Source organism: Ectopseudomonas chengduensis, from assembly GCF_900102635.1.
Classification (GTDB): domain Bacteria; phylum Pseudomonadota; class Gammaproteobacteria; order Pseudomonadales; family Pseudomonadaceae; genus Aquipseudomonas; species Aquipseudomonas chengduensis.
The window spans coordinates 43144-55900 of the sequence record NZ_FMZQ01000019.1; the positions used below are offsets into that span (position 1 = coordinate 43144).

13 protein-coding genes are annotated in these 12757 nt (G+C 63.9%); 5 read left to right on the top strand and 8 right to left on the bottom strand.

Features of this window, described 5'->3' with window-relative positions; translation table 11 throughout:
- Positions 1–47: 47 nt before the first annotated feature.
- The 8 genes from BLS08_RS23190 to bioB form a co-directional block, all read right to left on the bottom strand.
- Positions 48–1853, bottom strand: coding sequence for a phenylacyl-CoA dehydrogenase (locus BLS08_RS23190; RefSeq protein WP_017675766.1), 1806 nt, complete (start codon positions 1851–1853; stop codon positions 48–50).
- A gap of 169 nt (positions 1854–2022) precedes the next feature.
- Positions 2023–2760: a putative metalloprotease CJM1_0395 family protein gene (locus BLS08_RS23195; protein ID WP_017675767.1), complete on the bottom strand. Its 738-nt coding sequence runs from the start codon at positions 2758–2760 to the stop codon at positions 2023–2025.
- Positions 2761–2814: 54 nt separating this feature from the next.
- Entirely contained in the window at positions 2815–3114 is a 300-nt protein-coding gene (locus BLS08_RS23200) for a hypothetical protein (protein WP_017675768.1), read from the bottom strand.
- Positions 3115–3213: 99 nt separating this feature from the next.
- Positions 3214–3900: a dethiobiotin synthase gene (gene bioD, locus BLS08_RS23205; RefSeq protein ID WP_017675769.1), complete on the bottom strand. Its 687-nt coding sequence runs from the start codon at positions 3898–3900 to the stop codon at positions 3214–3216.
- Between the two features lie 60 nt (positions 3901–3960).
- Positions 3961–4821, bottom strand: coding sequence for a malonyl-ACP O-methyltransferase BioC (bioC, locus tag BLS08_RS23210; protein WP_017675770.1), 861 nt, complete (start codon positions 4819–4821; stop codon positions 3961–3963).
- Positions 4814–5536 carry an alpha/beta fold hydrolase gene (locus BLS08_RS23215; protein WP_017675771.1) on the bottom strand — a complete coding sequence of 241 codons (723 nt, stop codon included), beginning with the start codon at positions 5534–5536 and terminating at the stop codon, positions 4814–4816. Before BLS08_RS23215 ends, bioC begins: the two co-directional genes overlap by 8 nt.
- Positions 5529–6698, bottom strand: a complete 1170-nt coding sequence (gene bioF / locus BLS08_RS23220; RefSeq protein WP_017675772.1) for an 8-amino-7-oxononanoate synthase — start codon at positions 6696–6698, stop codon at positions 5529–5531. The genes BLS08_RS23215 and bioF overlap by 8 nt, the downstream gene beginning before the upstream one ends.
- An 88-nt stretch (positions 6699–6786) precedes the next feature.
- Positions 6787–7845: a biotin synthase BioB gene (gene bioB, locus BLS08_RS23225; RefSeq protein ID WP_017675773.1), complete on the bottom strand. Its 1059-nt coding sequence runs from the start codon at positions 7843–7845 to the stop codon at positions 6787–6789.
- A 388-nt stretch (positions 7846–8233) separates the two neighbouring features.
- Between bioB and BLS08_RS23235 the strand changes: the two genes are divergently transcribed.
- From BLS08_RS23235 to rarD, 5 genes are all read left to right on the top strand, one after another.
- Positions 8234–8527 carry a hypothetical protein gene (locus BLS08_RS23235; RefSeq protein WP_017675774.1) on the top strand — a complete coding sequence of 98 codons (294 nt, stop codon included), beginning with the start codon at positions 8234–8236 and terminating at the stop codon, positions 8525–8527.
- A gap of 43 nt (positions 8528–8570) precedes the next feature.
- Positions 8571–9311: a ComF family protein gene (locus BLS08_RS23240; RefSeq protein ID WP_017675775.1), complete on the top strand. Its 741-nt coding sequence runs from the start codon at positions 8571–8573 to the stop codon at positions 9309–9311.
- 61 nt (positions 9312–9372) lie between these two features.
- Positions 9373–10137 carry a TOBE domain-containing protein gene (locus BLS08_RS23245; protein ID WP_017675776.1) on the top strand — a complete coding sequence of 255 codons (765 nt, stop codon included), beginning with the start codon at positions 9373–9375 and terminating at the stop codon, positions 10135–10137.
- 140 nt (positions 10138–10277) lie between these two features.
- Positions 10278–11252 carry a serine/threonine protein kinase gene (locus tag BLS08_RS23250; protein ID WP_017675777.1) on the top strand — a complete coding sequence of 325 codons (975 nt, stop codon included), beginning with the start codon at positions 10278–10280 and terminating at the stop codon, positions 11250–11252.
- A 350-nt stretch (positions 11253–11602) separates the two neighbouring features.
- Positions 11603–12496, top strand: coding sequence for an EamA family transporter RarD (gene rarD, locus BLS08_RS23255; protein ID WP_017675778.1), 894 nt, complete (start codon positions 11603–11605; stop codon positions 12494–12496).
- Positions 12497–12757 lie beyond the last annotated feature (261 nt).

The following is a 12757-nucleotide window of genomic DNA, read 5'->3' on the forward strand; positions in this document are numbered from 1 at the left end:
GACAACGCCGCCCCAGGGGGCGGCGTTGTGGTTCAACCGATCAGGTCTTAGAAGCCGAGCGCGAAGTGCTCTTCATCCATTTCCATCAGGTTGCTGGCGCCCGACAGCATGGCTTCGACATGCGTGCGGGTACGCGGCAGGATGCGCGCGAAGTAGAAGCGAGCGGTCTGCAGCTTGGCTTTGTAGAAAGCCTCGTCATCAGTACCGGCAGCCAGCTTCTCGGCAGCCAGACGCGCCATGTCGGCCCAGAAGTAGGCCAGGCAGGCGTAGCCGGAGTACATCAGGTAGTCCACGGAGGCGGCACCGACTTCCTCGCGATCTTTCATCGCGGCCATGCCGATCTTCATGGTGATGTCGCCCCACTCCTTGTTCAGCTTGGCCAGAGGTTCGACGAATTCCTTGACGGAATCGTTGCCTTCGTTGGCCTGGCAGAACTTGTGCACGATCTTGGTGAAGTTCTTCAGGGCGCCGCCCTGAGTCATCAGCACCTTGCGGCCCAGCAGGTCGAGCGCCTGAACGCCGGTGGTGCCTTCGTACATCATGGAGATGCGGCAGTCGCGCAGGTTCTGCTCCATGCCCCACTCGCTGATGAAGCCATGGCCGCCGTAGATCTGCATGCCGTGGGAAGCGGCTTCGAAGCCCACTTCGGTCATGAATGCCTTGGCGATCGGAGTCAGGAAGGCCAGCAGTTCGTCGGCGGCCTTCTTCTCTTCTTCGTTCTGGCTGTGCTGAACGATGTCCACCTGCTTGGCGGTGAAGTAGACCATGGCGCGGTTGCCTTCGGCGAACGCCTTCATGGTCAGCAGCATGCGGCGTACGTCCGGATGCACGATGATCGGGTCAGCGGCTTTTTCCGGCGCTTTCGGGCCAGTCAGCGAACGCATCTGCAAACGCTCGCGAGCGTACTTGATGCCACCCTGGAAGCCGACTTCGGCATGGGCCAGGCCTTGCAGCGCGGTACCCAGACGAGCGGTGTTCATGAAGGTGAACATGCAGTTCAGGCCTTTGTTGGCCGGGCCGATCAGGTAGCCGGTGGCGCCGTCGAAGTTCATCACGCAGGTGGCGTTACCGTGGATGCCCATCTTGTGCTCGATGGAACCGCAGGAAACGGCGTTGCGCTCGCCTACGCCGCCTTCGGCATTGGGCAGGAACTTCGGCACGATGAACAGCGAGATACCTTTGGTACCGGCCGGTGCATCGGGCAGGCGGGCCAGAACGATATGGACGATGTTATCGGCCATGTCGTGCTCACCAGCGGAAATGAAGATCTTGGTGCCGGAAACCTTGTAGCTGCCGTCGGCCTGCGGTTCGGCCTTGGTGCGCAGCATGCCCAGGTCGGTGCCGCAATGCGGCTCGGTCAGGCACATGGTGCCGGTCCACTCGCCGGAAACCAGCTTGGTCAGGTAGGTGTGCTTCTGCTCGTCGGTACCGTGAGCACCGATGGTGTTCATCGCACCATGGCTCAGGCCCGGGTACATGCCCCAGGACCAGTTGGCCGAGCCGACCATCTCGCTGATGGCCAGACCGAGGGATTCCGGCAGACCCTGGCCGCCGTGCTCGACGTCATGCGCCAGGCTCGGCCAGCCGCCTTCGACGAACTGCTGATAGGCCTCTTTGAAGCCGGTCGGGGTTTTCACGCCGGATTCGCTCCAGGTGCAGCCCTCGGTGTCACCCACACGGTTCAACGGCGACAGCACCTGCTCGCAGAACTTGGCGCCTTCTTCGAGGATGGCGTCGACCATGTCCGGAGTGGCGTCCTGGCAGCCAGGCAGGCTCTGGTAGTGCGCTTCATAGCCCAGCAGCTCGTCACGAACGAAACGAATGTCACGCAAGGGGGCCTTGTAGTCAGGCATAACGGTAAACCTCTGCGGTGGATTCCTAGTAGTTGGGGTGACCGTCTTGGCGGTCGCTCTCGGGATCACTCCCGGCTGCCTGGCCACGAGGCTGCGGCCGAAGCAATCAAACAGGCGTTTGAAACATACGTTTACGCCAACCCCTTGTCAAGCGCTGCCAATCGGCCGGCTACGCGACCAGATCGATGCGAGGCTCCGGCGCTGGCAACTCACCCAGACGCCGATACAGATCAAGATTAGGCGCTGGCGGCAAAGCCTGCTGCGACTGCTCGGCGGGCTGCTCATCCGCTTGTCTGGCTTCTTCACGTGCCTTGCGCTGCTCGACGGCGTTGGTGGCTTCCTCTCGCCGCTGCTCGGCTAGTTCGACGCGCGCCTGCGCCGCCTGCGCCTGAGCCAGAGCAGCTACACGCAGGTCCTGCGGGGAAGGTTCGATGGGTGCGAGTGCTGCGCGCAGGACGATTTCCATCTTGCGCAACGTCGCTTCGGGATCATTGGGGATGGGAGCGGTATCGATGCTGACTTCGCCGGAAACGGCGTAACGCTGCCCATCAGGGCCGCGCTTGAAGCTGTAGGTGGGCGCACCGGCGTATTGCCCACCCACGGCCGCGTGCGCCTGCTCGTGGGTGCGCACCTCGCGGTCACGCTGCACGAGATCGGCGATTTCCAGCTGCTGCTGGCGCTGCTCCTGGGGGCTTGGCTCGGCCTCGCCTGCAGGTGTCGATGAATTGGTATCGCGATCCGCCTCCTCTCGGCCGGAAGCAGCGGAGTCGGCCTGTTGCTCCTGTGGCGCGGCGACGGGCGCCTGGTCGGCACGGGCAATATCAGGGGAAACATCGGACGACAGCGGTCTCGCCGAACTGGCGGACGGCGCGGGAGTGAATGGTGGCAGGCTACTGCCGATCTGCATGAGCGCCCTCCTGCCCCTCCGCTGGCCGCATCCGCGCGGCCGCGGTGAGACGATTTAAGCGCGGGTATCGATCAGGGTGCCCAGCACCTCGTCAGCCGTGTCGACGACGCGCGCATTGGCGCGCACTTCGTTTTCACCGACACGCAGTGCAACGAGGCTTTCGGTCAGGTCGGGACGGCTACGCTCGGCAACCTGCGAGCTCGGGTTGACCTGATTCTGCGGCGGAGTCTGCGTGGTCTGCTGAGAAGGGTTGATGGTGTTGCTGGCGATATCACCGGCTGCCTGCTCGACACGGCGTTGCCCGGCCTGAATACCGTTCAAACCCGAATTGAATGCGTTGGCGGAGATTTCCATCGGCAGCCCCCTGAGGGATATAGAACCTAATGGCGTGTATTGAAGCAGAAAACGGCTAAAAAACGTACAGGCAAAAGGCTATGGTCACTTTACTGTTTATTACCAGTCTGCCAACAACTCGAGATTGAGGTGCTGCGCCACCGCCGCGGCCGTCGCTTTGCCCAGGTGCGGCACACGCCCCAGACAGGGTGCTGGCAGCCGCTCGCTGAGGGTGGCGAGATTGTCTTCCAGGCGTGAGGTCTTCGGCTCGACGATATTGGCCACCCAGCCGGCCAGCCTGAGCCCGTCCCGCTCGATGGCTTCGGCACTGAGCAATGCATGGTTGATGCAACCCAGGCGCACACCCACCACCAGAATCACCGGAATGCCCAGCGCCATCGCCAGGTCTGACAGGTTTTCCTCGCCGGCCAGCGGTACGCGCCAGCCGCCTGCGCCCTCCACCAGAGAGAAGTCCGCGCCCTTGGCCAGGATCGCCCGTACTGGCGGCAGCAGACTGGCGACATCCAGTTTGACGCCCACTTCGCGTGCCGCCAGGTGCGGGGCAATGGCCGGCTCGAAGGCCAGCGGGTTGACCTCTTCATAGCGCAGCGGCAACGAACACTGGGCGAGCAAAGCCAGCGCGTCGTCGTTGCGCAGCCCATCGGCGGTTCGCATGCAACCGGAAGCGACCGGCTTGGCCGCTACGGTGCTCAGACCCTGCTGGCGCGCCGCATGGAGCAGACCAGCGGCAATAGTGGTCTTGCCGATTTCGGTATCCGTTCCGGTGACGAAGTAGGCTTGGGTCATCTGATCTTCCCGTGGGAGCGAGCTTTGCTCGCGAAGCGTGTTGGCGAGCGAGGCTCGCTCCTATGAAGGTTTCTGCAGCACGCCGTACACCACCTGGTAGGTCGCCGGCAGTCCTTGAGGTTGACGAAAACGCTCGTAAGCCTCGATCAGCGCACGAATGCGTGAGCGCCCGGTCAATCCGCCCGGTCGCCCCGGATTGAGGTTGTGCGCGCCGAGGTCCTTGAGTGAGGTGGTCAGGCTGCGCAGATCCGGGAAATGCAGCACCTCGGCCTGACGCTGTAGCGTCAGCGGCTGCAGGCCGCTTGCCGCGCACAGCTGCTGGTAATCCTCGAAGCGGCGAAAACGATTGACGTGGACGAAACCATCGACCGCCAGCCAACTGTCACGCAGCTCCTGCAGGGTACCGACGCACAGGCTGGAGAACGCCAGCACACCACCGGGGCGCAACACCCGCTGCGCTTCGCTCAGCACACGCGGGAAGTCGGCACACCATTGCAGCGCCAGGCTGGAGAACAACAGGTCGACGCTGTCGCTCTGCAGCGGCAGAGCCTCGGCATCGCCAGCGATGAAATGTGCAGCACCGCCCTGCGGGCGGGCGTGGCGCAGCATGCCCTCGGCGATATCCACAGCCAGCCCTTCGCCTTGTGCATAACGCTCGGCCAGGGCTCGGGTGAAATAACCTGTGCCGCAACCCAGGTCCAGCCAACGACGTGGCCGCAGCGAGGTCGGCAACCGCGCCAACAGTTGCGTGCCAACATTGCGTTGCAGCTCGGCCACTGCATCGTAACTTTCCGCCGCGCGGGAAAAGGATGCCGCGACCTGACGTTTGTCCGGCAACGCCGCATCACCGTAGGGTGCATCGTGCGCAGCAAGGGATTGGTAGAGCGGGTCCGTACCACTTACCCCACGCAGCTCAGACATCGTTGGCCTCGCAGATGAAATCGAGCATCAAGGCCGCCAGAGCATCCGCCTGGTCAAGTACGAAGGCGTGACCACAAGCTTCCAGCACGTCCACCTCACCCGTTGGCAACAGCGCCAGCAGCGCGTCACCAGCCGCTGCAGGCACCAGCGCATCCTGCTCGGCCAGCAGGTGCAATTGCGGCCCGGTGAAAGCTGCCAGCGCCGCGCGATTGTCCAGACTCGCCAACAGACGCAGCCCGGCCAGCAAGGATGGCTCGTCGCTGGGCGCCAGATGGTTCTGCAGCTGTCGTGACAGACCGCGCGTGTCGGCGCAACCTTGGGCACAGAGCATGGCGAAACGCTTGAGGGTAGCGCCGGCGTTCTCCTGGCAGCCCTCATAAAAGGCTGCGTAAGTCTGCGCCGGCATTGCCGTCGGCCAGGCAGCGCTGGCGACGAAACAGGCGTTACTGGCCAGGGTGATCAGGCCACGGCAACGCTCGCCGCGCCGTGCCGCCAGGGCAGCGGCCAGCATGCCGCCGAGCGACCAGCCGGCCAGCCAGCAATCATGTGGCAAACGCGTATCCAGCTCGTCGAGCCAATCGGCCGCCGCCGCACTGCTCAGGCGCGGCAAGGCCGGCACCTGCACCTGCATATCGCCACCCAGCGCCTTGGCCAGCGGCTGCAGCAAGGCGCCGTCCAGACCCCAGCCCGGCAATAGAATCAGCGTCTCACGCATCGCTCTGCACCTGCGGCCAGCACTCGGCAAGCGCTTCGAGCAGCAGCTCAAGCTGCGCATCGCTGTGCGCAGCGGACAGCGTCACGCGCAAGCGGGCACTGCCAGCAGGCACGGTCGGCGGGCGGATGGCGCCCACCAGCAGGCCGCGATCCTTGAGCAGGGACGAGAGTTTCAGCGCCCGCGCGCTGTCGCCCACCAGAATCGGCTGAATCGGCGTGGGACTGTCCATCAGGCTCAGGCCGATTTCGGCGGCGCCCTGACGAAAGCGTGCGATCAGTCGGTTCAGATGCTCCCGACGCCAGTGTTCACTGCGCAGCAGTTCCAGGCTCTGCAGCGTGGCGCAGGCCACCGCTGGCGGCTGACTGGTGGTGTAGATGTAAGGGCGGGCGAACTGGATCAGGGTCTCGATCAGTTCCTCGCTGCCGGCGACGAAGGCGCCGGCGGTACCAAAGGCCTTGCCCAGGGTGCCGACCAGCACCTGCACGTCATCCTGGCCCAGACCGAAGTGCTCGACGATACCGCCGCCGGTGACGCCCAGCGGGCCGAAGCCATGGGCATCGTCGACCATCACCCAGGCCTGCGTGGCGCGCGCCTCGGCACACAATGCAGGTAGATCGGCCAGGTCACCGTCCATGCTGAACACGCCATCGGTGACCACCAGACAGTTGCCTGTAGCCTTGCGCAGGCGGTTGGCCAGGCTCACTGCATCGTTGTGCAGGTAGCGAGAAAAACGCGCGCCGCAGAGCAGGCCGGCATCAAGTAGCGAGGCGTGGTTGAGACGGTCCTGCAGCACGCTGTCGCCCTGCCCGAGCAAGGCGGTGACGACCGCCAGATTGGCCATGTAACCGGTAGAGAACAGCAACGCACGCGGCCTGCCGGTGAACTCGGCCAGTGCTTCTTCAAGTTCATGGTGCGGCGTGCTGTGGCCGATAACCAGATGCGAAGCGCCACCACCGACGCCCCATTTTTCCGCGCCCTGCTGCATGGCGCGGATCACTTCAGGGTGGTTGGCCAGGCCGAGATAGTCGTTGGAACAGAAGGCCAGCAGCTCCTGATCGTCCGCGCGCACCTGCGGCCCCTGCGGGGTCTGCAACAGCGGGCGTTGGCGGAACAGATCGGCGGCCTGACGCTCGGCCAGGCGGCTAGCGAGATCGAAACTCATGCACGTTTCCCGTAGGAGCGAGCGTCGCGAGCGAAAAACCAGGGCAGGAGGTCATTCGCGAGCAGAGCTCGCTCCTACATAAAAGGAATCAGGCCGACGCGGCGTTGTAGAACAGCTTGGAATCGCGCTGCTCGACCAGCGCCTGCTCGATGGCCGCCTGGTGCACCTCATCGGCATGCTCTTCGCGCTCTTCGGGTTTGATGCCAAGGCGCTTGAACAGGGCCATGTCCTTGTCCGCCTGCGGGTTGGCGGTGGTCAGCAGCTTCTCGCCGTAGAAGATCGAGTTGGCGCCGGCCATGAAGGCCAGGGCCTGCATCTGCTCGTTCATCTGCTCGCGGCCGGCGGACAAACGCACGTGGGACCTGGGCATCATGATTCGCGCCACGGCCAGGGTACGGATGAAGTCGAACGGATCGACGTCCTTCTCCTCGGCCAGCGGCGTGCCCTTGACCTTGACCAGCATGTTGATCGGCACGCTTTCCGGGTGCTCCGGCAGATTCGCCAGTTGGATCAAGAGCCCTGCGCGATCGTCCACCGACTCGCCCATGCCGAGGATGCCGCCGGAACAGATCTTCATCCCCGCCTCGCGCACGTAGGCCAGGGTCTGCAGGCGTTCGCCGTAGGTGCGGGTGGTGATGATGTTGCCGTAGAACTCCGGCGAGGTATCGAGGTTGTGGTTGTAGTAGTCCAGCCCTGCTTCGGCCAGCGCCTGGGTCTGCTCCTGGTCGAGGCGACCGAGGGTCATGCAGGTTTCCAGGCCGAGCTTTTTCACCCCTTTGACCATTTCCAGCACGTAGGGCATGTCCTTGGCCGACGGATGCTTCCACGCCGCGCCCATGCAGAAGCGCGTGGAGCCGATGGCCTTGGCCTCGGCGGCGGCCTTGAGCACCTTCTCCACCTCCATCAGCTTTTCCTTGTCCAGGCCGGTGTTGTAGTGGCCGGACTGCGGGCAGTACTTGCAGTCTTCCGGGCAGGCGCCGGTCTTGATCGACAGCAGGGTGGAGACCTGCACGCGGTTGGCGTCGAAGTGCGCGCGGTGCACCGTCTGCGCCTGGAACAGCAGGTCGTTGAACGGCTGCTCGAACAGCGTGCGAACCTCGGCGAGGCTCCAGTCGTGGCGGGTGGTGATTGCAGCGGTTGCGCTCATCTGAGAAGTCCTTCGACGCTTGGTGGCATCTGTTGTCAGGCCCACACGGGGCATTCGGGCTTTGGCCATCATAAGTGGCGATTGGATGCTGTCAACCACAACAAAGACACAGGTTTACATGTGATCAATTATTGATCAATAGAACTTATGTCATGGCACAAGGCCAAATGCTTACCAGGCCGCTGAAAAACGTAGGCGACGACTGCATGGATGCAGGAGGTAGAGCGGAGCAGGAAGCCCGAGCCGAGGCAGCCAGTGCAAGGCAAAAACAGGCGAAAAAGCGGAGTTTACGAGCTGTAAATGAGCATTTTGAGGCTGTTTTTAACGCAGCAATGGCAACGCAGGTAGTTTTTCAACAGCCTGTTACCCCTCCAACAGGATGTTCTGCATGCAAGTAGAAGGTTTTTTCGAAGGACTCGGCGAAGCGCTGGGCCGTGCCATCCGTTTCATCGTCGATATGCTGTCCGGCGTGCTGGGCGCCATGGCCGACGCCATCGACGACTTTCTCCAGGGTATGGCCAGGGCCATTGGCATGGACGTGTCGATTTTCAGCATCATCCTGCTGATCATCGGCCTGCTGTTTCTGTTCAGCGGCGCTCGTTCACTGTTGCGCGGCTCGATCATCGGCGGGGTGATCTGGCTGTTTCTCGGTCTGATCGTAATGGGCTGGCTCATCCGCTGACGCTGACTAAACTTCAGGCACCACTGCTCATGGACGAGCCGCCATGCCTCCGTTTGATCTCACCGTTCTGCAACGCCTTGCCTGGTTACGCCAACGCCGCCATTGCCAGCTCTGCGACGAAGCCACCGATCACCCCACGCACAGCATCTGCACGGCTTGCGAATCCGAACTGCCCTGGCTCGGGGCGCAATGTCAGATCTGTGCGGTGCCATTGCCGGCACACGGCATGATCTGCGGCGCCTGCCAATCGAAACCACCGAGTTTCAGCCGCGTGGAAGCGCCCTGGCGCTATGCCTTTCCCGTCGACAACCTGATCACCCGCTTCAAGCACCAGGCGCAATGGCCGCACGGTCGTCTGCTCGCCGAACTGCTGGCCGAACACCTTAGCCATGCCTATGACGAAGGCCTGCCACGACCACAGGCGCTACTGCCGGTGCCGCTGGCCCGCAAGCGCCAGCGACGACGCGGCTTCAATCAGGCACAGATGCTCGCCGACTGGCTGGGCGCCAGCCTGCACCTGCCGGTGCAACATGAATGGCTCCAGCGCCGCGTCGATACACCCGCACAGCAAGGGTTGGATGCCGCAACGCGCAAGCGCAATCTGCGTCAGGCCTTCAGTCTGGAACTGCAAGCCAAGGTCGCCGGCGCTCATCTGGCGCTGGTCGACGATGTGCTCACCACCGGCGCCACGGCGGGGGTGCTCGCCCACCTGCTGCGTCGCGCCGGCGCCCTGCGCGTCGATGTGTATTGCCTGGCACGCACGCCACGGCCGGGCGATGGCTGACTTGACGCGCCAGGCGCAGTCACGCACCGTGCCCAGCATTCTCCCTGGCCACGCCTGAACCATGTCGCAGCTCGATTCCATCGCCCAATTGCTCAGCCGCCGCCCGAAACGCCTGGCGCTGCTCGAGCAGATTGCCGAACAAGGCTCCATCACCCGCGCCGCCAAGGCCGCCGGGCTGAGCTACAAGGCCGCCTGGGACGCCATCGATGAGCTGAACAACCTGTCCGAGCAGCCCCTGGTCAGCCGCAATGTCGGCGGCAAAGGTGGCGGTGGCGCACGCCTGACGCCAGCAGGCGAGCGCCTGCTGGCACTGCAACAACGCCTGCAGGCGCTGCAGGTGCAACTGCTGCAGGCCGCCGGTGACGACGCCGACCTGGAGCTGCTCGGCCGCCTGATGCTGCGCACCAGCGCGCGCAACCAACTGACCGGCCGCGTGCGCGCGATTCACGCCCACGGGCACAACGATCTGATCGACATAGAACTACCAGGCGGCAGCCGCCTGCAGGCGCAGATCACCCATGACAGTACGGAAAACCTGCAGCTGAGCGAAGGCAGCAGCGTGGTCGCGCTGATCAAGGCTGGCTGGCTGGAATTGCAGCCACTACAGGCTCCCCGTGCAGAACAGCACAACGCACTCGAAGGCCGTATCGAACAGATTCTGCCGGCCAGCGATGGCCCCAGCGACGTGCGCATCGGCCTGCCTAATGGTCAGACCCTGTGTGCCCTGCTCGAATCCGTTCGCCTGGCCGAGCTGGGCCTGCGCGTCGGCGATCCGGTGCGCGCGCAGTTCGCCGCCAGTCAGGTGCTGCTCGGCACGCAGCTGTAGGGCGGGTGCACCCCGCCAGTCATTTCAGCGGCGGGTTGCCCCCGCCTTACTGCAAGACTAATAACGCCAACGGCGGGTTACACCCGCCCTAGGTTTAGCGCAAGCCGGTAGACTGGGCGCCCACTCACGCGGAGCCGCTCATGAGCCATCCTTTTTCCACCCTCACCCCGGATCTGGTGCTCGATGCCGTGGAGAGTCTTGGCTACCTCAGCGACGCCCGCGTATTGGCACTCAACAGCTACGAGAACCGCGTCTATCAAGTCGGTATCGAGGACGAAACGCCGCTGATCGCCAAGTTCTATCGCCCGGACCGCTGGAGCGATGCGGCGATCCGCGAGGAGCACAGTTTCAGCGCCGAGCTGGCCGAGCATGAGGTCCCGGTGGTAGCGCCCCTGGAGCGCGATGGCGAGACACTATTCGAGCACGGTGGCTTCCGTTTCGCCCTGTTCCCGCGCCGGGGCGGTCGCGCACCCGAGCCGGGCAACCTCGAGCAACTGTACCGCCTCGGCCAGTTGCTCGGACGCATGCACGCCATCGGTGCCAGCCGTCCTTTCGCTCATCGCGAAACCCTGGCGGTGGACAACTTCGGCCATGCGGCCCTGGCCTCCCTGCTCGACGGCGGCTTCGTGCCGCGCAGCCTGCTGCCCGCCTACGAGTCGGTAGCGCGCGATCTGCTCGCCCGCCTCGATGAACTGTTCGCCCGCGTGCGCTACACGCCGATTCGCCTGCACGGCGACTGCCACCCAGGCAACCTGTTACACCGCGACGACGCCTTCCATGTCGTCGACCTCGACGACTGCCGCATGGGCCCGGCGGTGCAGGATCTGTGGATGATGCTGGCCGGCGAGCGTCATGAGCGCCTTGGTCAGTTGGCCGAACTGGTCGACGGTTATCAGGAATTCCATGACTTCGCCGCCCGCGAGTTGCCACTGATCGAGGGCCTGCGCGCCCTGCGTCTGATGCATCACAGTGCCTGGATCGCCCGCCGCTGGGACGACCCGGCATTCCCCCTGGCCTTCCCCTGGTTTGCCGGCGAGCGCTACTGGGGCGATCAGATTCTCGCCCTGCGCGAACAGATGGCAGCTCTGGATGAAGAGCCGCTGCGACTGTTCTGAGCCGATGACATCCGGGACCGCAGTTCCCGGATTGCATCCGGGCTGCGCACTGAAGCTTTTGCGGCTGAAGCGGAATGCCGCCCAGCCGCTCCTACAGGTGTTCACCGGCCCCGTAGGAGCGGCTTCAACCGCGATGCTTTCGGTTCCATCCCAGGGCTCCGGATTGCATAAGGGTTACCAGCGACCGCGCCCCCCCCGTATGACCAATACAGTTGCGCACGCCGCGTAAAGTTTGCCTTACGACTTTGCCGGCGCTTTGGTATACGGAAAAAGCTGAACGAACAGACAAGGCGGCGGACAGAGCGCTAGAATTTCGCGGCAACCGTTAGCTGCCTAACCAAGGATTCTCGATGGCTACCGCCAACCCGCAACGCGGGTACGTTCTGGGCCTTACCGCCTACATCATCTGGGGCCTGTTCCCGCTCTACTTCAAAGCCCTGCAAAGCGTCCCGGCGATGGAAATCATCGTGCACCGCGTGCTCTGGTCCGCGCTGTTCGGTGGCCTGTTGCTGCTCGTCTGGAAGCACCCTGGCTGGTGGCGCGAGCTGCGCGACAATCCCAAACGCCTGGCAGTGCTGGCCGGCTGCGGCCTGCTGATCGCGACCAACTGGCTGGTGTACGTGTGGGCGGTAAACAATGACCGCATGATCGAGGCCAGCCTGGGCTACTACATCAACCCGTTGATCAACGTGTTGCTCGGCCTGCTGATTCTCGGCGAGCGCCTGCGCCGCCTGCAGTGGCTGGCCGTCGCCTTGGCCGCGCTGGGCGTGCTGCAGCAGCTATGGCAGGTCGGCAGCCTGCCCTGGGTGTCGCTGGTGCTGGCGCTGACCTTCGGTTTCTATGGATTGATTCGCAAGCAGGCGCCCGTGGCGGCACTGCCCGGGCTGGTGGTGGAAACCTGGCTGCTGGTGCCGGTGGCGCTGGCCTGGCTGGCTCTGCACCCTGCGGCGATGAGCAGCCAGGCAAGTTTCTGGACCAGTAGCGAAGCACTATGGCTGGCCGCCGCCGGGCCGATCACCCTGGTGCCGCTAGTGTGCTTCAACGCCGCGGCGCGGCATCTGCCCTACACCACGTTGGGCTTCCTGCAATACCTGGCTCCGACCCTGGTACTGCTGCAGGCCATCCTGCTGTTCGATGAACACTTCTCGCCGAGCACCCTGCTGGCGTTCGCCTGCATCTGGGCCGGGCTTTTTGTATACAGCCTGGATATCTGGCTGAACCTGCGCAAGCGCTCGAACGGTTAACCCGGCGGTGCGCACGGCGCACCCTACGATTCCGCGCCGAGCATCCTCGTAGGGTGCGCTGCGCGCACCGGCTTCTCTTTCACTGAACAAAAAATATCCATCCACCGCCAGGCCGCGCCAGCCTTGGGGCGGCGTCTTTCACCCCCGGCTTATCCACAGATCCATCCCCGGCATTTGTGCACAAGACATTGATCCTGTTGAACTTTTAGCCAGCCAATGAAAAACCCCGGGGCACTAAGCTGTGCGCCGGGGCTCCCCAGT

Excerpts from the sequence above, each read along its gene's own strand:
- bioD (WP_017675769.1), bottom strand. The coding sequence starts at position 3,900 with ATGACCCAAGCCTACTTCGTCACCGGAACGGATACCGAAATCGGCAAG.
- BLS08_RS23215 (WP_017675771.1), bottom strand. The coding sequence starts at position 5,536 with ATGCGTGAGACGCTGATTCTATTGCCGGGCTGGGGTCTGGACGGCGCC.
- rarD (WP_017675778.1), top strand. The coding sequence starts at position 11,603 with ATGGCTACCGCCAACCCGCAACGCGGGTACGTTCTGGGCCTTACCGCC.
- bioC (WP_017675770.1), bottom strand. The coding sequence starts at position 4,821 with ATGTCTGAGCTGCGTGGGGTAAGTGGTACGGACCCGCTCTACCAATCC.
- BLS08_RS23195 (WP_017675767.1), bottom strand. The coding sequence starts at position 2,760 with ATGCAGATCGGCAGTAGCCTGCCACCATTCACTCCCGCGCCGTCCGCC.
- BLS08_RS23200 (WP_017675768.1), bottom strand. The coding sequence starts at position 3,114 with ATGGAAATCTCCGCCAACGCATTCAATTCGGGTTTGAACGGTATTCAG.
- BLS08_RS23235 (WP_017675774.1), top strand. The coding sequence starts at position 8,234 with ATGCAAGTAGAAGGTTTTTTCGAAGGACTCGGCGAAGCGCTGGGCCGT.
- BLS08_RS23240 (WP_017675775.1), top strand. The coding sequence starts at position 8,571 with ATGCCTCCGTTTGATCTCACCGTTCTGCAACGCCTTGCCTGGTTACGC.
- bioF (WP_017675772.1), bottom strand. The coding sequence starts at position 6,698 with ATGAGTTTCGATCTCGCTAGCCGCCTGGCCGAGCGTCAGGCCGCCGAT.
- bioB (WP_017675773.1), bottom strand. The coding sequence starts at position 7,845 with ATGAGCGCAACCGCTGCAATCACCACCCGCCACGACTGGAGCCTCGCC.
- BLS08_RS23250 (WP_017675777.1), top strand. The coding sequence starts at position 10,278 with ATGAGCCATCCTTTTTCCACCCTCACCCCGGATCTGGTGCTCGATGCC.
- BLS08_RS23245 (WP_017675776.1), top strand. The coding sequence starts at position 9,373 with ATGTCGCAGCTCGATTCCATCGCCCAATTGCTCAGCCGCCGCCCGAAA.
- BLS08_RS23190 (WP_017675766.1), bottom strand. The coding sequence starts at position 1,853 with ATGCCTGACTACAAGGCCCCCTTGCGTGACATTCGTTTCGTTCGTGAC.